Source organism: Variovorax sp. GW823-FHT02B07, assembly GCF_058797695.1.
Genome location: NZ_JBXAJX010000001.1, coordinates 2032336 through 2052681 on the forward strand (window position 1 = coordinate 2032336; position 20346 = coordinate 2052681).

The 20346-nt window shown below is 68.9% G+C and carries 20 protein-coding genes; 11 read left to right on the plus strand and 9 right to left on the minus strand.

Features of this window, described 5'->3' with window-relative positions; genetic code table 11:
- From AC1RGU_RS09475 to AC1RGU_RS09490, 4 genes are read right to left on the minus strand one after another with little or no spacing between them, the layout of a single operon-like run.
- Complete coding sequence (locus AC1RGU_RS09475) at positions 1-708, minus strand: MOSC domain-containing protein (RefSeq protein WP_492696149.1); 708 nt, start codon at positions 706-708, stop codon at positions 1-3.
- Positions 705-1397, minus strand: coding sequence for a glutamine amidotransferase (locus tag AC1RGU_RS09480; RefSeq protein WP_492696151.1), 693 nt, complete (start codon positions 1395-1397; stop codon positions 705-707). Before AC1RGU_RS09480 ends, AC1RGU_RS09475 begins: the two co-directional genes overlap by 4 nt.
- A gap of 22 nt (positions 1398-1419) precedes the next feature.
- The gene (locus AC1RGU_RS09485) at positions 1420-1971 is read right to left on the minus strand and encodes a peroxiredoxin family protein (RefSeq protein WP_492696153.1); all 552 of its coding nucleotides are present in this window, start codon (positions 1969-1971) and stop codon (positions 1420-1422) included.
- A gap of 1 nt (position 1972) precedes the next feature.
- A complete protein-coding gene (locus tag AC1RGU_RS09490; RefSeq protein ID WP_492696155.1) occupies positions 1973-2521 on the minus strand; it encodes a carboxymuconolactone decarboxylase family protein in 549 nt (182 codons plus the stop codon).
- A gap of 95 nt (positions 2522-2616) precedes the next feature.
- Here AC1RGU_RS09490 and AC1RGU_RS09495 point away from each other — a divergent pair, with 95 nt between their 5' ends.
- On the plus strand, positions 2617-3501 hold the full coding sequence (locus tag AC1RGU_RS09495; protein WP_492696157.1) for a cupin domain-containing protein: 885 nt from the start codon (positions 2617-2619) through the stop codon (positions 3499-3501).
- Positions 3502-3505: 4 nt separating this feature from the next.
- Here the strand turns inward: AC1RGU_RS09495 and AC1RGU_RS09500 are convergent, their stop codons facing one another.
- Both AC1RGU_RS09500 and AC1RGU_RS09505 read right to left on the minus strand, forming a co-directional pair.
- Positions 3506-4693, minus strand: coding sequence for a M20 aminoacylase family protein (locus AC1RGU_RS09500; RefSeq protein WP_492696159.1), 1188 nt, complete (start codon positions 4691-4693; stop codon positions 3506-3508).
- The gene (locus tag AC1RGU_RS09505) at positions 4690-5688 is read right to left on the minus strand and encodes a tripartite tricarboxylate transporter substrate binding protein (protein ID WP_492696161.1); all 999 of its coding nucleotides are present in this window, start codon (positions 5686-5688) and stop codon (positions 4690-4692) included. Before AC1RGU_RS09505 ends, AC1RGU_RS09500 begins: the two co-directional genes overlap by 4 nt.
- A gap of 131 nt (positions 5689-5819) precedes the next feature.
- On the opposite strand from AC1RGU_RS09505, the gene AC1RGU_RS09510 reads away from it, so the two are divergent.
- Complete coding sequence (locus AC1RGU_RS09510) at positions 5820-6707, plus strand: LysR family transcriptional regulator (RefSeq protein WP_095745258.1); 888 nt, start codon at positions 5820-5822, stop codon at positions 6705-6707.
- A 12-nt stretch (positions 6708-6719) separates the two neighbouring features.
- Here AC1RGU_RS09510 and AC1RGU_RS09515 read toward each other — a convergent pair whose 3' ends face one another.
- On the minus strand, positions 6720-9032 hold the full coding sequence (locus tag AC1RGU_RS09515) for an ATP-binding protein (protein ID WP_492696163.1): 2313 nt from the start codon (positions 9030-9032) through the stop codon (positions 6720-6722).
- A 50-nt stretch (positions 9033-9082) separates the two neighbouring features.
- Positions 9083-9760, minus strand: a complete 678-nt coding sequence (locus tag AC1RGU_RS09520) for a response regulator (protein ID WP_492696165.1) — start codon at positions 9758-9760, stop codon at positions 9083-9085.
- Between the two features lie 66 nt (positions 9761-9826).
- Between AC1RGU_RS09520 and AC1RGU_RS09525 the strand changes: the two genes are divergently transcribed.
- The 6 genes from AC1RGU_RS09525 (at position 9827) to AC1RGU_RS09550 (ending at position 16684) form a co-directional block, all read left to right on the plus strand.
- Positions 9827-10831 (plus strand): DUF1120 domain-containing protein, encoded by a 1005-nt coding sequence (locus AC1RGU_RS09525; protein WP_492739332.1) that lies wholly within the window; start codon positions 9827-9829, stop codon positions 10829-10831.
- Positions 10832-10907: 76 nt separating this feature from the next.
- Entirely contained in the window at positions 10908-11639 is a 732-nt protein-coding gene (locus AC1RGU_RS09530; RefSeq protein ID WP_492696169.1) for a DUF1120 domain-containing protein, read from the plus strand.
- 263 nt (positions 11640-11902) lie between these two features.
- Positions 11903-12619: a fimbria/pilus chaperone family protein gene (locus tag AC1RGU_RS09535; protein WP_492696171.1), complete on the plus strand. Its 717-nt coding sequence runs from the start codon at positions 11903-11905 to the stop codon at positions 12617-12619.
- Positions 12620-12621: 2 nt separating this feature from the next.
- Positions 12622-15159: a fimbria/pilus outer membrane usher protein gene (locus AC1RGU_RS09540; protein WP_492696173.1), complete on the plus strand. Its 2538-nt coding sequence runs from the start codon at positions 12622-12624 to the stop codon at positions 15157-15159.
- On the plus strand, positions 15156-15728 hold the full coding sequence (locus AC1RGU_RS09545) for a DUF1120 domain-containing protein (RefSeq protein WP_492696175.1): 573 nt from the start codon (positions 15156-15158) through the stop codon (positions 15726-15728). Before AC1RGU_RS09540 ends, AC1RGU_RS09545 begins: the two co-directional genes overlap by 4 nt.
- Before the next feature lie 83 nt (positions 15729-15811).
- Positions 15812-16684 carry a winged helix-turn-helix transcriptional regulator gene (locus AC1RGU_RS09550; protein ID WP_492696177.1) on the plus strand — a complete coding sequence of 291 codons (873 nt, stop codon included), beginning with the start codon at positions 15812-15814 and terminating at the stop codon, positions 16682-16684.
- A 16-nt stretch (positions 16685-16700) separates the two neighbouring features.
- Here AC1RGU_RS09550 and AC1RGU_RS09555 read toward each other — a convergent pair whose 3' ends face one another.
- Complete coding sequence (locus tag AC1RGU_RS09555; protein WP_492696179.1) at positions 16701-17663, minus strand: LysR family transcriptional regulator; 963 nt, start codon at positions 17661-17663, stop codon at positions 16701-16703.
- A gap of 199 nt (positions 17664-17862) precedes the next feature.
- Between AC1RGU_RS09555 and AC1RGU_RS09560 the strand changes: the two genes are divergently transcribed.
- Genes AC1RGU_RS09560 through AC1RGU_RS09570 form a run of 3 tightly spaced genes read left to right on the plus strand, consistent with a single transcriptional unit; the run spans position 17863 to position 20307 of the window.
- The gene (locus AC1RGU_RS09560; protein WP_070060608.1) at positions 17863-19194 is read left to right on the plus strand and encodes an MFS transporter; all 1332 of its coding nucleotides are present in this window, start codon (positions 17863-17865) and stop codon (positions 19192-19194) included.
- A gap of 50 nt (positions 19195-19244) precedes the next feature.
- A complete protein-coding gene (gene uraD, locus AC1RGU_RS09565) occupies positions 19245-19799 on the plus strand; it encodes a 2-oxo-4-hydroxy-4-carboxy-5-ureidoimidazoline decarboxylase (RefSeq protein WP_139705971.1) in 555 nt (184 codons plus the stop codon).
- Complete coding sequence (locus AC1RGU_RS09570; RefSeq protein WP_492696182.1) at positions 19792-20307, plus strand: hydroxyisourate hydrolase; 516 nt, start codon at positions 19792-19794, stop codon at positions 20305-20307. The genes uraD and AC1RGU_RS09570 overlap by 8 nt, the downstream gene beginning before the upstream one ends.
- The last annotated feature ends 39 nt before the right edge of the window (positions 20308-20346 follow it).

Consider the following 20346-nt stretch of genomic DNA (forward strand, 5'->3'; position numbering starts at 1 on the left):
TCAGGGGGCGGGCGTGGGTGCGCGCAGGCGCGGCTCCCAGTCTTCGACGCGCCCCGCATCGACCCGCTTGCGAAACGTGGCGCGCCAGCGCTCGGCCAGGGCGGGCAGGGCGGCGGCCTGTTCCCATTCGGGGGCGAAGCGCGCGTCGCGCGAAAACAGCAACGCGATGAGGCGCGACAGCGGCCAGTCCGGGTGTGGGCGTTCCACGCGCGTGGCCATCGCGCCGGCCCGCACCCAGCCGGGCTCGAGCACGCGGTAGTACCAACCCGTGCAGCCGCGCGCCTGCATCTCGCGCGCCATGCCGGGCCGGCCGAAGTGCGCGTCGAGCTTCCAGCAGGGCTGCCGGCCCTGCGACACCTGCACCCGCGCGTCGCCGAGCTGGACCACGTCGCCGATGCACACGGTCGATTCGTCCCAGCCCGTGGTCGAGATGTTCTCGCCGAAGGCGCCGGCGTGCGCCAGCAGTTCGGTGCGGTGGCCGCCCGCCGCCCAACCCGCGTAGTGTTCGCGCGGGTAGTGGTGCACGGCCTTCTCGACACCGCCGTGGATGCGCAAGTCGGCCTGCGCATCGCCCTGCAGGCCGGTGGACGACAGCCACAGCGCATCGGCCGTCGGCGTCTTGCGGATGCCGCTGCGTGTGCGGCCGTCGGGCAGCAAGGCCACGGAGCCGACCAGCAGCGCGTCGATGGGCAGGGCGGGCTGCGTCATGCGAGCTGGTCCAGCCATACGGTCAGCATGCGCGTCGCGGCATCGGAGCGCACCTCGGCCAGCTCGGCGCTGCGGGCGCGCAGCGCGGGGATGTCGATGCCGGCCGCGGCCAGTTCGTGGTGGTGCCCGATGAGCCAGGGCTCGATGCGTGCGGGGTCGGCCTCGGGGTGGAACTGCAGCGCCAGCGCATGATGGCCGTGGCGGAAGGCCTGGTGCGGTGTGCGCGCGGTGCTCGCCAGCAGTTCGGCGCCGGGCGGCAGGTCGAAGGTGTCGCCGTGCCAGTGCAGCACGGGTTCGCCGTCCAGCGCCGCAAGGCACGAGGCCTGGCCCGCCGCGCTCAGGTCGACCGGCGCCCAGCCGATCTCCGTGTGCCCCGACGGGTACACGCGCGCGCCGAGCGCGCGGGCCATGAGCTGCGCGCCCAGGCACAGGCCCAGCGTGGGGCGCCGCAGCGCCAGCCGTTCGCGCAGGCCGGCGATCTCTTCGGCGAGCCAGGGGTAGGTCGCCGTGTCGTAGGCCCCGATGGGGCCGCCGAGCACCACGACGAGGTCGGCGTGGCGCCACTCGTCGGCGCTGAGCGCGGACGGACCCGCCTGCCGGTAGTCGATGGCGTGGCCGGCCTGGGTCAGTACGTTGGCGAAGCGCCCGAGGTCTTCGAAGGCGAGGTGTTGCAGGGCGATGCATGGCATGCGGCGAGTGTCCTTTCTTCGTTCAGGCGCGGCAGGCGGTGTCGTCGCACGGGCCGTCTGGCGATGCATCGTTTGCAGGTTGTGCAATGAGGTGCGCAGGCGCCTCTTCGGCCGCGAGCTGCCCGATGGCGGCGCCCAAGGCCATGTCGTCGATCAACCCGAAGTGGCTCAGCCGCAGGCGCCCCTGCCGGTCGACCAGCACCGTGCTCGGCGTGCCTTGCCACTGGTAGTCGCGCATCGTGGCGGGAATGCCGCCGGTGGGCGAGGGCTGGTCGATGCCGATCGGAAAGCCCAGGCGGTACTCGCGCACGAAGGCGTCGAGCGCGGCGGGCGTCATGACGTCGTGGTGCTCGAACACCGAGTGCAGGCCGATCACCGCGACGTCTTTCGCGGCGAACAGTTTCTGAGTCTTCTTCGCCTGCGGCAAGGCGTGCGACACGCAGGCCGGGCACAGCATCTGGAACGCGTGCAGCACCACGACCCGACCGCGCAGCGACGCGAGCGTGACCGGCGTGTCGGTGTTGAGCCAGCGGGCGACCTGCAGCTCGGGCGCCTCGGGGCGCGGCCAGGCCATGTCAGGCCGCCTCGGTGCGCAGCTTCACCTGCGGGAAATCCACCGGCACCTGGAACGCCACGTTCACGTAGTTGGTGAACAGGTTCAGCGCGACGTGGGCCAGGATCTCGACGATGTGCCGGTCGTCGAAGCCCACGGCGCGCAGGGCCTGCACGTCGGCGTCGCTGACCTGGCCGCGTGCATCGACGAGCTTGAGCGCAAAGCGCAGCGCCGCCGCCGTGCGCGGGTCGGCCGATTCGCCGGCCTGCGCGGCCGCCATGTCGGCGGCCGACACGCCCGCCTTGCGGCCCAGCGCGGTGTGGGCCGCGAGGCAGTAGTGGCAGGCGTTGCGGTCGGCGACGGCCACGGCGATCTGCTCGCCGAGCTGCGCCGGAATGACGCCGCCGCCGAGTGCGCCGAACGATCCCCACAGGCTGCGCAGCGCCGCGGGCGAGTTGGCGACGGCGCGGAACATGTTGGGCGTGGCGCCGAAGGCACCGTGGATCTGGGAGAGCAAGACCTGGGCGTCGCCGGTGGCGGCGGTGTCGGTGACGAGGTTGACGCGGGGCATGAAGACTTCCTTTCGGTGATGACGATGGAGGCAGTGTCTTCCGGAAATCCGTATGATTTGAACGCTTTCATCCATTCAACATATCTTTTCGTCCAATGCCGAGCGCAACACCGCCGCCGCCCATCGACAGGCTCTCGTCCCTGCTCGAACGCTTCCGTGTCCGGGCGCATCTGTTCCACACGGGGCCGCTGTGCGGCGTGACGCACTTCGCGGCGAAAGAGGGGCGCAGCTTCCTGCATGTGATGCGGCGCGGCGAGATGGTGGTCACGCATTCGGCCCCGTCGGTGCGCGCGGCCGGCGTGCCGCGCAAGCTGGTCGTGAAGGAGCCCAGCCTGCTGTTCTATCCGCGCCCGCTGGCGCACGACTTCCACAACGCGCCCACGGAAGGTTCGGATTTCGTCTGCGCCACGGTCGACTTTGACGGCGGCGAGGCGCATCCGCTGGTGCGTGCCTTGCCGCCGCTGGTGCTGCTGCCGCTGCATGCGGTCGACGGCCTCGAAGCGGCACTGGCGCTGCTGTTCGCGGAAACCGGGCGCGTGCTGTGCGGGCACCGCCTGCTGGCCGACCGGCTGTTCGAGGTGGTGCTGATCCAGCTGCTGCGCTGGCTGCTCGACCATCCGCAGGAAAGCGGCGTGCCCGCTGGCCTGCTGACGGGCCTGGGCGATCCACAGCTGGTGCGCGTGCTCGTCGCGCTGCACGAGCGCCCGGGCGAGCCGTGGCCGCTCGAACAGATGGCCACCGAGGCCGGCATGTCGCGCAGCGCGTTCGCGGCGCGCTTCAAGGCGGTGGTGGGTGCGACGCCCGCCGACTACCTCGCGCAGTGGCGCCTGACGATCGCGCAGGCCGAGCTGCGCACGGGCGCGTCGGTCAAGACGATTGCCGACAGCCTCGGCTACGCCAACGCTTCGGCGCTGTCGCGCCTGTTCGCGCAGAAGGTGGGCGTGTCGCCGCGCGAATGGCTCGCGCGGCAGTCCTCTTGAACGTTCAGTTCGCGGCGCGCAGGAAGCGCTCGGTCAGCAGCACCCAGTAGGCGCCGCCCACGGCAACGTTGCTGTCGTTGAAATCGTAGCCCGGGTTGTGGACCATGCAGGCGCCGTGCGCGTCGCCGTCGCCATTGCCGATGAGCAGGTAGCAGCCGGGCACGCGCTCCAGCATGAAGGCGAAGTCTTCGCTGCCCGGCAGCGGCGGCGTCTGCCAGGTGACCTGTGCCGGGCCCACGAGCTCTTCGGCCACGGTGCGCGCGAAGGCGGTTTCTTCGGGCGTGTTGACCAGCACCGCGTAGCCGGGCCGCCAGTCGATCTGCGCCTGCACGCCGAAGCTCTCGGCCTGCGCGGCGACCAGCGCCTTGATGCGGGTTTCGATCTTCTTGCGCACCTCGCGGTCGAGGGCGCGCACGCTCAGCTCGAGCACGGCGCCTTGCGGAATCACGTTGTTGGCCTTGCCCGCGTGGATGGCGCCCACCGTGACCACCGCCATCTGCAGCGGATCGATGTTGCGCGAGACCACGCTCTGCAGCGCCATCACGATGCTGGCCGCGGCCACGATCGGGTCGGCCGCGCGGTGCGGCATGGCGCCGTGGCCGCCCACGCCGGTGAGCGTGATGGTGGCGTAGTCGGACGAAGCCATGGCCGGGCCTTCGCGCATCGCCAGCCGGCCCTGCGCCATGCCGGGCATGTTGTGCATCGCGAAGATCGCGTCGCAGGGGTAGCGCTCGAACAGGCCGTCGTCGATCATGCGCACCGCGCCGCCGCCGCCTTCCTCGGCGGGCTGGAAGATCAGGTTCAGCGTGCCGTCGAAGCGCCCGCGTTCGGCCAGGTGCTGCGCCGCCGCCAGCAGCATCGCCGTGTGGCCGTCGTGGCCGCAGGCGTGCATCACGCCCGTGTGCGCGCTGGCGTAGGCCAGGCCCGTGGCCTCGTCGATGGGCAGGGCGTCCATGTCGGCGCGCAGGCCGAGGCGGCGCGTACCGCTGCCGCGCACCAGCCGGCCCACCACGCCGGTGCCGCCGATGTGGCGCTCGACGGTGTAGCCCCAGGCTTCGAGCTTGTCGGCCACCAGCGCCGAGGTGCGGTGCTCGTCGAAGCCGAGTTCGGGGTGCTGGTGGATGTCGCGGCGGATGCCGATGAAGGTGTCGGCGCTGGCGTGCAGGTCGTTCAGGAGGGCGGTGGTGCTCATTGGGGTTCCAGGCGGATGGACTTGGCGATGTCGCGGTAGCGCGCGATCTCGGCTTCGTAGAACTTCGCCGATTCGGCCAGCGTCGTCTGCGGCGAGGCCAGCTGCGTCTGGGCCGCGAGCTGCTCGCGCACGCTGGTTTCCTTCAGCGCCGCGCCGACGGCCTGGTGCAGCTTCTGCACCACGTCTTCAGGTGTGTTCTTGCGCACGAAGAAGCCGCTCCAGGTCTTGTAGTTGACGTTCTTCAGCTCCTTGCCTTCGCTGGCGGTGGGCACGTTCTTCAGCAGCTCCGAGCGCTGCCCGCCGAGCTGGCCGAGGATCTTCAGCCGGCCCTGGTCGGCCAGCGCGCCCATGGCGGCGCTGTAGACCAGCACGGCAAAGTCGACCTGGCCGCCGCCGATGTCCTGCAGCAGCGGCGCGTTGCCCTTGTAGGGCGCGTGCATGAGCTTCACGCCGGTGTCCAGCTGCACCTTCTCGAGGATCAGGTGGTAGAGCGAGCCGATGCCCACGCTGCCGTACGACAGCGGCTTGTCGGGCGACTTGCGCGCCAGCGCAATGAGCTCGTCGACGCTGTTGGCCGGCAGGTCCTTGCGGGCGACGAAGACCATCACCGCTTCGGCCACCGGGTGCACCATGCGGAAGTCTTCGGCCTTGAGCTTCACGGCCGCATTGGCCAGCGGCGCAAGGATGATCTCGTTGGGCGAACCCTGGAAGAGGTAGTAGCCGTCGGCCGGCGCGGCCAGCACCTTCTGCGCGGCCATGGCGCCGCTCACGCCGCCCAGGTTCTCCACGACCACCTGCTGGCCCAGTGCCTTGCCCAGCGGCACGGTGAAGATGCGCGCGGTGGCGTCCGAGGGGCCGCCAGCCGGGTAGGGAACCATCAGGTTCACGGGCTTGGCGGGAAAGCCGTCGGCGCGGGCGGGCCCCGCAGCCAGCAGCATCAGCCCGCAGCCGAACAGCAGCGCGGATCGGAAGAGCGAAGTCGTCGTCAAAGTCATGTCTCCTGGGGTGGTGCCGGCTCGTGGGGCCGGATGCAGGGGAATGCTAGGAGCGGCCCGACGCAACGTCCAATGCATTGTTGGCTGCATTAGCATGAGTCCAATGCATTCCTGAAAACGAGGCTTTCGCCATGACGCTGGTCCAACTGAGGCACCTGATTTCGCTGGCCCACACGGGCTCGTTCAGCCAGTCGGCGCAGGCGCTGCACCTGACGCAGCCCGCGCTCAGCCGCAGCGTGCGCGCGCTCGAGGACGAGCTGGGCATGCCGCTGTTCGACCGCATCGGCCGGCGCAACGAGCTCACGGTCTTCGGGCGCGAGGTGCTGGAGCGCGCGCGGCTCTTGGTGTCGGAGGCCGAGGCGCTGCGCGACCGCGGCCGGCAGATGCGCGAAGGCGAGGGCGGCACCGTACGCATCGGGCTGGGCTCGGGGCCGGGTGCGCTGCTGATGACGCCCTTTTTGCTGCACATGGCAACGCACCATCCGGCCGTGCGCACCGTGATCGCGCGCGGCAGCACCGACCTGCTGGCCCAGGCGCTGCGCGAGCGCAGCCTGGACGCGCTGGTGGTCGATGCGCGCGCGCTCAAGCCCGCGCCCGACCTGGTGCTGACCCACGTGTACGAGCTGCGTGGCGCCTTCCTGTGCCGCCGCGGCCATCCGCTCACGCGGCTGCGCAAGGGCGTGAGCTTCGAGGCGGTGCAGCGCTACCCGATCGCCTCGACGCCGCTGAGCGACGAGGTGGCGCGCGGGTTGGTCGAGACCTACGGCCCGCAGGCACATCCTGCCAACTGCGTGACGCTGCAGTGCGAGGAGCTGCCCAGCATCGCCGACGTGGTGCGCCAGAGCGACACGGTGCTGCTCGCGGTGCACGAGTCGGCACCCGACCTGGTCGAGCTGCGGATGGAGCCGCCGATGCGCGGCACGGCGCGCTTCGGGCTGGTGACCTTGCGCCAGCGCACCGAGGCGCCGGCGCTGGCGATTCTTCGCCGGTTGATGAAGGAACGGATGGCGGGGGCGTAGGGCGCCGTCTGCTCAGGACGCCGCCTGCGCCGACAGCGCAAGCTGGAGTTCGTCCAGCAGGTCCGCCACGCGCATGTGATCCGAAGCGGTTTCGCCACGAGCGATTTCCTCCAGTGCATCGGCGGGCGCTGCCACGGCCGCAGCGTCGACCATCAAGGCAGCACCCCTGATGCGGTGCGCATGGTGTGCCGCACTCGCGTTGTCGCCCGCAGCGAACGCCCGGCGCAACGCCGCAAGGTCTTCCGCCATGGCCTCGTGAAACTGCGGCGGCAAGGCCGTGTCGGGACTTTGCGGCGACGACGGCGTCCCGCCCAGCCAGAGCTGCAGCATGCTCGACAGTTCGTCCAGGCGCAGCGGCTTCTTGAGCACGCCGTCCATCCCGCTTTCCATGCATTCGTCGAGGTGCGCCGAGTCGGTCGCGGCCGAGATCGCGATCACGGGCAGATGGGGGGCGCCGGCCTCGCGCTCCCGGATGCGGCGCGTCGCCTCGTAGCCATTCATCCCGGGCATGTGGCAGTCCATGAGCACGAGCGCAAAAGGATGTGGCGGCGCGAGCGCGGCCAGCGCCGCCACGCCGTCGGCTTCGATCCGGGCGTCGTAGCCCAGCATGCGCAACTGCTCGGCGATGATGAACTGGTTGCCCGGGTGGTCCTCCACGACCAGCACGGTGGCCGCAGGACCGGAGGGCGGCTTGCCTTGCGCCGCAGCGGCATCCTTGGACAGTTCTTGCGGAGGCGACACAAGCTTCACCGGCAGGGCGAACTCGACCGAGGTGCCTGCACCGAGGCGGCTGGTCAACCGGATCTCGCCGCCCATCAACTCGACCAGCTCCTTGCAGATGGTCAGCCCCAGGCCAGTGCCGCCGAAGCGCCGGGTGGTGGAGCTGTCGGCCTGCGAATAGGCATCGAAGAGGGTGGCCTGCTGCGAGGGCGCAATGCCGATGCCGGTGTCGCTCACCGTGACCGTCAGCAGGCCGTTCATGTCGCCATCGTCCAGAAGCTCCAGCGTCACGTCGATGCGCCCGCGCTCGGTGAACTTCACGGCATTGCCCAGCAGGTTGAGCAGCACCTGTCGCAGCCGCGTCGGGTCGATCAGCACCTGCCGGCCCGACGGGTTGTGCGTGCGCACCGCGATGACCAGCGGCTTGTCCTGCGCGTTCACGCGCGCCACATGCGCCACCTTCTGCGCCAGCGCGTCGACATCGGTAGGCACCAGTTCCAGCGCGAGGCGCCGGGCGTCCAGCTTCGAGAGGTCGAGCACATCGTCCAGCAGCGACAGCAGGGCTTCGGCGGCTGCCGAGGCGGTGCGTGTGAAGCGCGTCTGGCGCGCATCCAGCGGCGTGTGCGCCAGCATCTCGATGGAGGCCAGCACCGCGTTCATGGGCGTGCGGATCTCGTGGCTCATGACCGCCAGGAAGTTCGACTTGGTGCGCTCGCTCTTCTGCGCCGCGCGCTGCGCCACGCGGGCGCGCCAGGCGAACCAGCCGAGCAGCACGACGCCGCCGAGCAGCAGCAACAGCTGCGGCAGGCGGTAGCGCACGATCGACAGCAGCGACGGCTCGCCGAAGTCGGTCTGCTCCAGCCACCGGTCGTTCATCTGGCCGGTCTCCGCCGCCGAGAGGCTGGCGAGCGACTTCTCCACGATGGAATGCAGCAGCGGCAGGTCGGCGCGAACGCCCATCTGGGCCACGTACAGGAGATCGCCGATCGTGCCGGAGATGCTCAGCTGGCGCGCATGCCTGCGGCGCATCATGGGCAGGAACACCGCGTCGGAGCCGATGGCGGCGTAGGCCTCGCCGGTGATCACCGCATCGAGGCTTTCCATCGGTTCGCTGGTGGGCAGCACGCGCACGCCGGGGTAGCGCTCGGCGAACACATGGGCGTAGGTGCCCCCGCCGCGCACGGCCGCCACCTTGCCGTCCAGGTCCTTCATGTGCAGGACGAAGGGGGCGTCGGTGCGCGTGACGATGATCGTCTGCGCCACGAAGAAGGGATCGGTCAGGCGCAGCCGGGCGCCGACCTCGCGCGTGGTTCGCTGGGCGCTGGCGTTCGGGAACATGTCGACCTTGCCGTCGAGAAAGGCCTGCTGGGCTTCCTGCCAGTCGGGGGTGGCGTGCAACTCGAAGCGCAGGCCCGACTTGCGGGCGACCGCGTCGAGGTACTCCGCGATCAATCCCTTGTAGCGGCCGTGCTCGATGGACTCCAGCGGGCTCAGCCGCGTGTCGGCGGCATAGCGCACGACGGGGTTGGCCTTCATCCAGCGCTGTTCCTCGTCGGTGAAGAGGGGCTGCGCCTGCGCCCAGGCAGGGCCGGCGGGGAGGGCCATCGCGCCGCACATCGTCCACCGGGCCGCTCGCCCGAGAGCGCGCCAGGGATTCATGTCTTGTCCAGCTGGTGGCGGATCTTGAACAGCTCGTTGTCCGTGCGGATGCCCAGCTTGCGGAACGCCGCGTGTTTCTGCGTGCTGATGGTGTTCACGTTGCGGGAGAACTTCGCGGCGATCTGCGTGACCGACAGGCCTTCCAGGCAGCAGCGCAGCACCTCGCGCTCGCGCGGGGACAGCAGCGGGTTCTTCGTGAGCGCCTCGGCGTCGGTGTGGGGCGACGCGGCCTCGGAAAGGGTGGCGATGTCCGCCGCCATGTCGGGATGCAGGTGGATGCGGCCCTTGCTCACCGTGCGCACGGCCGCCACGAGCTCGTCCAGTTCCTGGCTCTTGCCGACATAGCCGCGCGCGCCGGCTTTCAACGCCAGTGCCACGGTGGCCGCGCTGTAGTGCGCGGAGATGACGATCGTCCGGCTGCGCGGATGCCGGACCTTCAGTGCCCGCAGGAGGTTGAGCCCGTCGATGTCCGAAGGGCCGAGCGAGAAATCCACGAGCACGACATCCGCCGCCACGGTGGCCAGGGCATCGAGCAGTTCGCGGCTGGTGGCATGGCTGCCGACCACCGACAGGTCGGGCTCGTCCGCCAATCTGGCGATCAGGCCATGCCGGACGACCGCGTGGTCGTCGAGCACCATCAGGCGAAGCGGCTGCGCGGCGAGGTGGTGTGCCATGAGGACCCTCCCAGTGGGCGGATCGTAGGCGGCTCGCCCCCACGTCGACACCATCACAACGAGGGGATGCGTGAGCGCACGCCGTACGAGCCCGCGCCGCCCCGGGTTCGAATTTTCGAACGATCCCTAAGTCGACCTCCCGGTTTTTCGTTGTATTTCTATATCGGGAAAAGCACCCGAAAAGAACAATTCACCGGAACAAAACACGCCGCCGCTCACACGCTTTCCGTGCGCACTTTCAAGGGCACTCGCTGCAAGAGGCGCAAGGCCCTTGCGACGCGAAACCCGACGCATCGGCGGTTGGATTGGGTTCGCTGCGGTGCAGTCCAACGCATCGTTTCGAGGCCATGGGTGGGTTTCAACGAATCCTTCGTTGAACCCTTTTTTGAAGTTCTTGAGGACATACCAGTGAAGAAAATTGCAACCCTTGCCGCTGCCACCTGCGCGGCTGCCGTGATGTTCGTGCCCGGCCAGGCGAGCGCCGACAGTGCCGAGCTCCGGATCGCCGGCATCATCGTGCCGGCCGCCTGCACGCCCGTTTTCACAGGCGGCGGCGTGGTCGACTACGGCAACATTCCCGCCAGCTCGCTGAATCCGACGGCCCAGACCACGCTCGCGGACAAGTCGACCCAGCTGACGCTGACCTGCGATGCGCCTGTGCTGTTCGGCTTCAAGGTGATCGACGAACGCGCTGCGACGGCGGTCGCCGCGTTGGAAACCATCCCGGGGTATGCCACGAACGCGAAGTTCGGCCTGGGCGCTGTGGATGGCAAGAACATCGGCGCCTATTCGTTGCAGATCACGAAAGAGACGGCCGATCAAGGCAGCACCAAACACATCAACAGCGTGGACGGCGGAGCCACCTGGTCGGACTTTGCGGGCGGCATGACCGGCGACGGCGGCACGCTCGTTGCCTTCGCCGCCAGTGCCACGGGAACGGTGCCGGGCGCCCACACCGCCATCACGGCCGACATCCGTGTGGTGACCGCCATCGACAAGGGCAGCAACCTGCCGCTGACCCAGCAGATCCCGCTGGATGGCCTGTCGACGTTCGAACTCGTCTACCTGTAAGCAGCAACTGACGAACAGCCCGTCGATCCCTTTCCGCTCTTGTTTCTTCTGCCGTCAAGGGCAGCGTTTCGGGGCCATGGCGGGCGTCAACGAATCCTTCGTTGAAATCTCTTTTTTGAAGTTCTTGAGGAAATTATTCGTGAAGAAAATTGCAACTCTTGCCGCTGTCGCCAGCGTGGCCGCCGTGATGTTCGTGCCCGGCCAGGCGAGCGCCGACAGTGCCGAGCTCCGGATCGCCGGAACCATCACGCCATCCCCTTGCACGCCCGTTTTCACGGGCGGAGGCGTGGTCGACTACGGCAACATTCCCGCCAGCTCGCTGAGCCCGACGGCCCAGACCACGCTCGCGGAAAAGTCGATCGAACTGATCATGACCTGCGATGCGCCTACGCGGTTCGGCTTCAAGGTGATTGACGAACGCGCCGCGAGCGCGATCACTTCGCTTGAAACGATCCAGGGGGCCGCCCCGAACATGAAGCTCGGCTTGGGCACTTCGGATGGCAAGAAGATTGGCGCCTATTCGTTGAAGCTCCTGGGTCTGATCACCAGTGAAGGCGGCGCGTATATCGTTCAGAGCGATAACGGCGGCACCAGCTGGAGCCAAGTTGGCTCAAAATCTGCCCTGGTTGCTGATGGGAGCAGGCTCATTGGGGCCGTCAACAGCTCCACGACCACGACGCCGAATCCCCACAAGTCCATCACGACCACGATCGGCGTGGTGACCGCCATAGACAAGAGCAGCAACCTGCCGTTGACCCACGCGATCCCGCTGGATGGCCTGTCGACCTTCGAACTCGTCTACCTGTAAGCCACACGGCTGTATCGGGCGGTCCTTCCGCCCGATACAGGGTGGTGCCGGGCAGGGCGCCTGGCGCAACCCTTTCCAGGACATCCCGCTCTCGAGCCCGCTGCGGCATTGAGCACCGGCCGGCATCGCGTCCGGACCGTTCGGGATCGACGCGGTGCCACGGCTGGCGAACGGCCCGTCGGTCCATTCCCATTTTTGATTCTTCTCGAAAGCGCCCCTTTCGAGACGGCGGACGCGCTCGTCCGACCACAGGAAAGAGAACCGTGAACTTCATCCCCGCCAGATTTGTTTTCGCACTGTCCGCCTCGACCGCATGGATCGCGGGCCTTGCCCCGCTGCCGCTGCATGCCGCGGGCATGCTGCCGGAGACCTCGGTCGTCATCGTCAACGAGAGCGACGGCGAGGCCAGCATCAACGTCAAGAACACGGACGCCAAGCCGGCGCTCATGTTCACGTCGCTGACGGGCATTCCCGGGGACGACGACACCCTGCTGATCGTGACCCCGCCGGTCGCCCGGGTCGAGCCGGGTGAGACACAGCTGGTGCGTTTTCTGTTGCAGACCAAGGAGCCGCTGAAGACGCAACGCCTGCGGCGCGTGATCTTCGAAGGCATCCCGCCGAAGAACACGGAGCCGGGCCTGCGCGTGACCATGAACGTGCGCCAGAACCTGCCGGTGCTGATCCACCCCAAGGGCCTGGCCAAGGACGACCAGCCATGGAAGCGACTGAAGTGGTCGGTCGGGACCGGCACGCTGCGCGTCGTGAACGACAGCCCGTACGTGGTGCGCATGGCCACCGAGGTCCAGTTGCTCCCGTCGACCGCGACGGTCGACTTGCCGCGCCCCCACGTGCTTCCCGGCGAGACGGTGGAAGTGCCCCTGCCGGCCGCTGCGAAGGGGGCCGCCACGGTGCGGCTGGTGCCGGCGACGGTGTACGGCTTCACCGTGGCCAGCTACGACGTCAGGCTCGCGGCGCACTGACGATGGCTGGGCTGTCGTCCTTGCGCACCGTGGTCCCGGCGGCCGTCACGGGCGAGCGCGCGAAAGGCACTTCGGCCGGCCTGCCGGCGATGCTCTGCGTGCTGTTGGCCTCTCCGTCGGCCTTTGCCCTGGCTGGCGAGGATCGCGCGGACGTCATCGAGCAGTTCATCAAGGAGAAGCAGGGCGCCGGTTTCGACCTGGACGTGCTCAGGCACCGCGGCATCGATCCGAAGCTGGCGGACTACTTCCGCCGCGAAGCCCGCTTTCGCGCCGGGACCAGCGTGGTGACGCTGTTCGTCAACGGCGAGCGGCGCGGGCTGGTGCCCGCCACCTTCGATGTGGACGGCCGCCTGTGCTTCGACGAGACGCTGCGGGACAAGGCCGGCCTCGTCGCGGGCCGCGCGGCGGACAACGCAGCTGCGGGCGCCACGGCCTGCGATGAATTCCAGCGCCAGTTTCCCAGCACGATCGTCGAGCTGCGCCCCGGCAGGGACGAAGTCCGCCTCATCGTGCCGACGGACGCGTTCCGAGCCCGCGAGCGCGCCGACACCTTCAGCAGCGGCGGCGCTGCCGGCCTGCTGAACTACGACCTGCTGACCATGGACAGCCGCCATGCCGGCGGCACCAGCAGCTTCCACTCGCTGGGCACCGAGGCCGGCCTGAACGTCGGCGACTGGATCTTCCGAAGCCGCCAGAGCTACACCTCGAACAATGGCAAGGAAAAACTCCAGCACCTGTATGCCTACGGCCAGAAGACGCTGACCGGCTTGGGCTCGACGGTGCAGGGCGGCCAGATCACCATCGCCAGCTCGATCTTCCCGGGCGATCCGATCCTGGGCGTGCAGATCGTCCCGGAGGACGCCCTGCGCGCGGACGCACGCGACAACGGCGCTGTGGTCGAAGGCATCGCCCACACGCAGGCCCGCGTCGAGGTGCGGCAGAACCAGGCGCTCATCTACTCGACGGTCGTCCCGCCGGGGCCGTTCTCACTGACGGGCCTGCCGTTGCTCAGCGGCGCGAGCGACCTGGAAGTCACGGTCGTCGAGGCCGACGGTTCCCGCCGGCCGTTCACGGTGCCAGCGGCCGCCCTGGGCGCGACCGCGCTTCGCACGACGGCCGGCTACTCGTTCGCGGTCGGCCGCTACCGCCCGTACGGCCACGGCGAACGGCAGGACAAGCCCTGGGTGGCGACGGGCACCGGCACCTGGGCACTGGACAAGCGCACGCACCTGACGGCGGGTGCGATGGCGGCGTCGCGCTACCAGGCCGCGGCATGGGCGGTGAATCGCATGGTGGTGCCGGGCACGATGGCGGGGTTTCGACAGGCCGTGTCCAACGCCACAGGAGAGGGCGTGCGCGGCACGCAGGTCAACGCGTCGCTGAGCAGCGTGATCTCGCCCGCCTTGTCGGCGTCGATGAGCGCCACGCAACAGACCCGGGGCTTTCGCGACCTGGCGGACACGGTCAACCCGGACCTGTTCGACACCGGCTGGACGCGCCAGCGCCACAAGGGCCAGTACACGGGCTCCATCGGCTGGACCCACGCGGACCTCGGCGGTTTTCGGCTGGCCTATTCGGCCTCCTCGAGCTTCGACGGACGCCACATCCAGCGCGTGATCGGCTCGTGGGTGAAGTCGTTCCCGCACGCCACGGTGTCGCTCAACCTGGAACGCAGCACCGGCGACCTGGGGCGCTTCGACAACCCGTATGCGGCCTATGTCACGGTGAGCATTCCGCTGGGCTCGAAGACGGTCAAGGCGTACGTCAACCGCTACGACGACCGGACCCGCGCCGGCGTCACGCTCAACGAGCGCATCAACGACACCACGAGCTACCAGGTCTCGGCCGAGCGGGACAGCCGCGACGGGCGCAATGACTTCGCGGGGCGCGTGAGCCTGCTGCCGCGCTACACGCAGGCCAACCTGGGCTTCTCGCGCAACGGCGCGAGCACCACCTACAGCGGGCAACTGCAAGGCGGCATCGTCGCCCACAAGGACGGCATCACGTTCTCGCCGTACCCCGTGCAGGACACCTTCGGCATCGTCTCGGTGGGGGGCGTGTCCGGCGTCCGGATCGGCACGCCGCAAGGCCCGGTGTGGACCGATGCCTGGGGGCGCGCGGTGGCCCCGCAGCTGTTCCCGTACCACACGAGCCGGCTGGAGGTCGCGACCCGGTCGCTGCCCCGCAACGTCGACCTGGTGAACGGCTACCAGGAGCTCGATGCGGGCCGCGGATCGGTCAACCACATCCGCTTCGGCGTGGTCAACGCCCGCCGGGTGCTCTTGAAAGCCGTCGGTCCCGCAGGGAAGGTGCTCGAGAAGGGCGGGGCGGTGGTCGACGGCGACAACCAGTACGTCACCTCGGTCGTCGACGGCGGGCAGGTCTTTCTGCCCGACGTGCGGGACGGCGCGGACCTGCGGGTCACGCTGTCGAACGGCGACAGCTGCAGGCTCGCGTTTTCGCTGCCGGAAAAGCCGGACGCCTCCGCCTACTTTGAATCGGCCGATGCCACCTGCACGGCCATGGGAGCACACCAATGATCACGATGAAAAGCCTGCGCCGAATGGGCGCGACGTTTGGCATGGCACTTGTCGCGCTGGCAGCAATGCCGGCGCATGCACAAGCCTCGGCACGCTGCGATGCGCAACTGAGCGAGTCGCTCGTCGACTACGGGCGGATGACCCGCGCACTGCTGCTGGAACGCCAGCCCGACCCCGCCCGCGCCTCGCTGGGCAAGCGCCTCGTGACGCTCACGGCGGTGTGCGCCGAACGCACGGTGATGGCGCTGTCGTTCCAGGGCGCGGCGGCGGACGACACGGGGTTCCGGTTCGCCGGGAACGGTCGCTTCACCCTGCGGATCGTGCAGGCGCAGCTCGACGGCAAGCCGGTTCGCCTGGCCGCATCGCATGCGGATGCCACGGGCGCGGCCCCTTCGTCGTTCCTTCGGCCCGGCGACCGGATGTCGCCCATGGACGGCGGAGGCCTGGCCCAGGGCCAACGCCTGACGGTCCAGCTCGAGATCGAGCCCTTCGTGGGAACCGCCGCGACGCGCGTCGCGGCCGAAAGCACCTGGGAAGGCGCGGGGCGTTTCGAAGTTCTGAGCCGTTAGCCCGTCATCCGGCGCACAGGCCACCCCTTCGGTTCGCCCACAAGGCGATTCGACATCCGATCCATCTACCTCTGGAGCGACCCTTGAAGCCGAGTCATTGCACAGTCCCCACCGCCATCCCCTCCACGCTGCGGCTGCCCATCACATGGGGCGAGACCGCGTGCGCCACCATTGCGGTGATCGACCCCGAACTGCGGCCCCGACAGCAGATGGGGCGGGCCATCCGCAGGCTCGGCCATTGGCCGCTGGTCTTCACCAGCGCGCTGGAATTGATGCAGGCGTGCCGCTACCTCCACCTTCGCTTCGACGCCGTGGTCGTGGCCTGTCCGGTGGACGCCGGCGCGGCGGGCGCACTGATCGCCCAGGTGCGGGAGCAGGTGGGCCCGGAGTGCCCCCTGGTCCTGAGCGGCGGCAAGCGCGGCCTGCGTGAACTGGCGGTCCTGCATGCGCGCGAATCCGACCACGTGGAGGTCGCGCCGTCTTCCTTCGAAGAGGCGTACCTGCTGATGCGGTGCTTCCTGGAGTGGCGCCGGGCACAGGTGGCGGGCCAGTTCGTCGAATGGGGGGCGTTCCGCTTCGACCTGTCCGCGGACAGTGCGCAGGTGGCCGGCATCCGGGTCGAATTGACGCCCAATGAATTCGACCTGGCCATCGTGCTGTTCAGGAACATCGATCAGGTCCTGACGCACCATGCATTGCGCGCGCTGGTCTGGGACAGCGGCCACCGCTGCGGCTCCGGGGTGCTCTCCACGAACGTGTGCGGCCTGCGCCGCAAGCTCGGCCTGGGCTCAGGGCGCCATGGGTTGGAACTGCAGGCCGTTCCGGGGCAGGGCTATCGGTTGAGCAGCACGGCCAGCGCGCCGGGAGAAAACAGGAGCCGGCAGCGGGAACCCGTCCGAAGGGCAGGGGAGCGCGCGTGGGGGAGCGCAGCCGCTGCGCCGGGTTCGCCCGTCTGAGCGAAAGGCAATCAGCCTAGGCGCTTGCTGGTGCGGCAGTTTCCGCCGCATCGGGCCGCGCCAACCCCGACGCCACCGCCGCCAGGATGCCACGCAGCCATCGGTGTGCCGGCTCGTGCTGCGAGCGGTCGTGCCACAGCTGGTAGAAGCGCATGCGCGGGAAGCCCTGCGGCGCGGGCACCGCCACCAGCGGCAGCGTGTGCACGAACTGCATCGCGAAATGGCGCGCGGTGGTGAAGACCAGGTCGGTGCCCACCAGCAGGTGCGGCGCCACGGTGAAGTAGGGCACGGCAATGCAGGCCTCGCGCGTCTGGCGCAAGGTGGCCAGGTGCGTCTCGACCACGCCGCGCTGCGACGCCGCATACGGCGTGGGCACCACGTGGCGCGCGGCGATGTAGCGCTCCATCGTCATGGCGCCCTTGGCGGCCAGCGGGTTGTTCTTGCCCATGAGGCACATCAGGTCGTCTTCGAGCAACAGCGACAGGTGCAGCCGGTCGGGCGGCTGCGGCCAATTGCCGATGACGATGTCGAGCTCGCCCTGCGCCAGCGCACGCTCGTAGTCGTAGGTGACGCTCAGCGGGTGCACCACCAGCCGCGCATGCGGCGCCTCGGCGCGGAACCGCGTGGTCACGTCGGCCAGGAAGCTCATCGCCAGGTAGTCGGGCAGCGCGAGGTGGAAGGTCATCGCGCTGGAGGCGGGCTCGAACTGCTCGGGGCCCGAGAGCATGCGGTCGATTTCGAGCAGCGCGCCGCGCGCGCGGTCGCGCAGCTGCAGCGCCCGCTCGGTCGGCACCATGCCGCTGCGCTCGCGCACCAGGATGGGGTCGGCGAACACCTCGCGCAGCCGGCGCAGGGCGGTGCTGATGGCGGGCTGGGTCTGGTTCATGCGCACTGCCACCCGGGAGACGCTGCGTTCGGCCACCAGGGCGACCAGCACGCGCAGCAGGTAGGTGTCGACGGGGGCGTGGGAGCGTGACATGGCGAAGAGAAATGGCCTTTGGGGCGCTACGGGCGGCAGGCCCCTCATGGCAAACCGTTATGCCGCACATTCTAGAGAGCGTGATCCGGGGCCGCGATATCTGCCTACAGTTCGCCACCAGCGGGAACGGCAGCCGCAAGCGGACCCACAGAAGGTCCCAGGCGGCGCATCCCGTCCACACCTAGAAATGGAGACAACCATGAGCATGGACGCCACGATGGCGCCGGTCCGGGAACACACCGCCACGGCGGAACTGGACGGCATCTACCGCAAGATCATCTTCCGCCTGATTCCCTTCCTGATGCTGCTGTGGGTGCTGGCCTGGATCGACCGGGTCAACATCGGCTTCATCAAGCTGACGATGCTGGACGACCTGAAGTGGAGCGAAGCGGCCTACGGGCTGGGCGCGGGGATCTTCTTCCTGGGCTACTTCTTCTTCGAGGTGCCCAGCAACCTGCTGCTGCAGAAGATCGGCGCCAAGAAGACCATCATGCGCATCACGATCGGCTGGGGCCTGACCTCGATCGCCACGATGTTCGTGAAGAGCACCGAGATGTTCTACCTGCTGCGCTTCCTGCTGGGCGTGTTCGAGGCGGGCTTCTACCCCGGCATCATCTTGTACCTGACCTACTGGTTCCCCGACAGCCGGCGCGCCAAGGCCTTCGGCATGTTCATGTCGGCCTCGGCCTTCGCGGGTGTGATCGGCGGGCCGCTGGCCGGCACCATCATGAACAACATGCATGGCGTGAACGGCTGGGCCGGCTGGCAGTGGGTGCTGCTGCTCGAGGGCATTCCCTCGGTGCTGGCCGGCATCGCCACCTACTTCTACCTGACCGACCGGCCCGAGCAGGCCCACTGGCTCACGGCGCGTGAACGCCAGCTGGTGCACGACGACCTGGAACGCGACCGCAAGACGCTGGGCCACCGCGAGCACAGCATGCTGGCCTCGCTGAAGAACGGCAAGTTCTGGCTGCTGATCCTGATCTTCTTCTGCATCATCGCGGCGAACTCGTCGCTCACCTTCTACGGCCCGACGCTGGTGAAAGAGATCGGCTTCACCAACCCGCTGACCGTGGGCTGGATCATGGCCGGCGCCTACCTGTGCGGCGCGGCCGGGATGATCTGGAACGGCTTCCACTCCGACCGCCACCAGGAGTCGCGCTACCACTGCGCGCTGGCCGCGGCGCTGGGTTCGGGTGCGTTGCTGGTGGTCGCATTGTTCCTGCGCCAGAGCCCGGCCCTGGTGCTGGCGGGCCTCACGCTGGCCATCGTCGGCACCATGAGCGCCATCCCCGTGTTCTGGCAGATGCCCAACCGCTTCCTGGCCGGCACCGCAGCCGCCGGCGGCGTGGCGCTGATCAACTCGATCGCGAACCTCGCAGGCTTCGGCGCGCCGTGGATGCTGGGCCTCATCAAGACCGCCACCGGCAGCCTGGCACCGGGTCTGTATGTGGTCGCGGCGGTCGAGATCTGCGCCACCGTGCTGATCCTGCTGTTCGTGCCGCGCCTGCACAAGACGCCCGCGCGCTGATTCCTTCCACCCCTTCGTCCGACTGTCTGAATACAAAGGAGATGCTCTCCATGCCTTCCCACGCCCATCGTTTCGATCTCCAGGCGCTCAACGCCATGGACTGCGACGCGTTCGTCGCCGCACTCGGGCCGACTTTCGAGAACTCGCCCTGGGTCGCACGCTCGGCCTGGTCGCTGCGGCCCTTCGCCACCATCGACGCGCTGCACGAAGCCATGCTCGACGTGGTGCGCCGCGCACCCGACGCCCAGCAGCTGGCCTTCCTGTGCGGCCACCCCGAGCTGGCGGGCCGCGAAGCCCAGTCCGGCACGATGACCGCCGAGTCTGTCGGCGAGCAGGGCAGTGCAGGGTTGAACGCCCTGAGCCGCGAAGAGATGGCCGAGATCCAGCGGCTGAACCGCGTGTACCGCGAGCGGCACGGCTTTCCTTTCATCATCGCGGTGCGGCGCAGCACCAAGGGCCAGATCTTCGAGGCGCTGCGCAGCCGCGCCGCCGAGTCCACCGAAGCCGAGCGCCGCGCGGCGCTGACGCAGATCGGCCTCATCACCCGCGGTCGCATCGACACGCTGCTGGGTGCGTCCACCTCCCAAGGAGCGGTCCATGCCTGAGAAAGAAATTTCCCTGCCCGCACGCCGTCGCTTCGCGCTGTCGGGCCTCGCGCTCGGCGCCGCAGCCCTGGCGCCCCACGGCGCTGTTGCGCAGACAACGGCCGCACCCGCCGGCCCGGCCCAGGCCAGCGGCCCCATCGTGCTGCACGGCGTGAGCCCGCGCCTGACCGTGCATGCGCTCGACACCTTTCACGGCGCCGCGGCGACCGGCCTGCGTATCGATCTCTCGGTGCGCGAGGGCGACGGCTTCAAGCTGCTGCGCACCGTGACCATGAACGGCAACGGCCGCTCCGACGAGCCGCTGCTGATCGGCGACAGCTACCGCGCCGGCGACTACGAGCTGCTGCTGCACGTGGACGAGTACTTTGTGCGCAAGCAGTCGCGCCTGCCCACGCCGCCGTTCCTGTCGAAGCTGCCGGTGCGCATCCGCGTGGCCAACGTGGCTGAGCGCATCCACCTGCCGATCCAGTTCGGCCCGTGGAGCTACACCTACTCGCGCGGCAGCTGACCCGACGAAGCCAGCTCGTTCTCATCGTCTGCAAGGAGT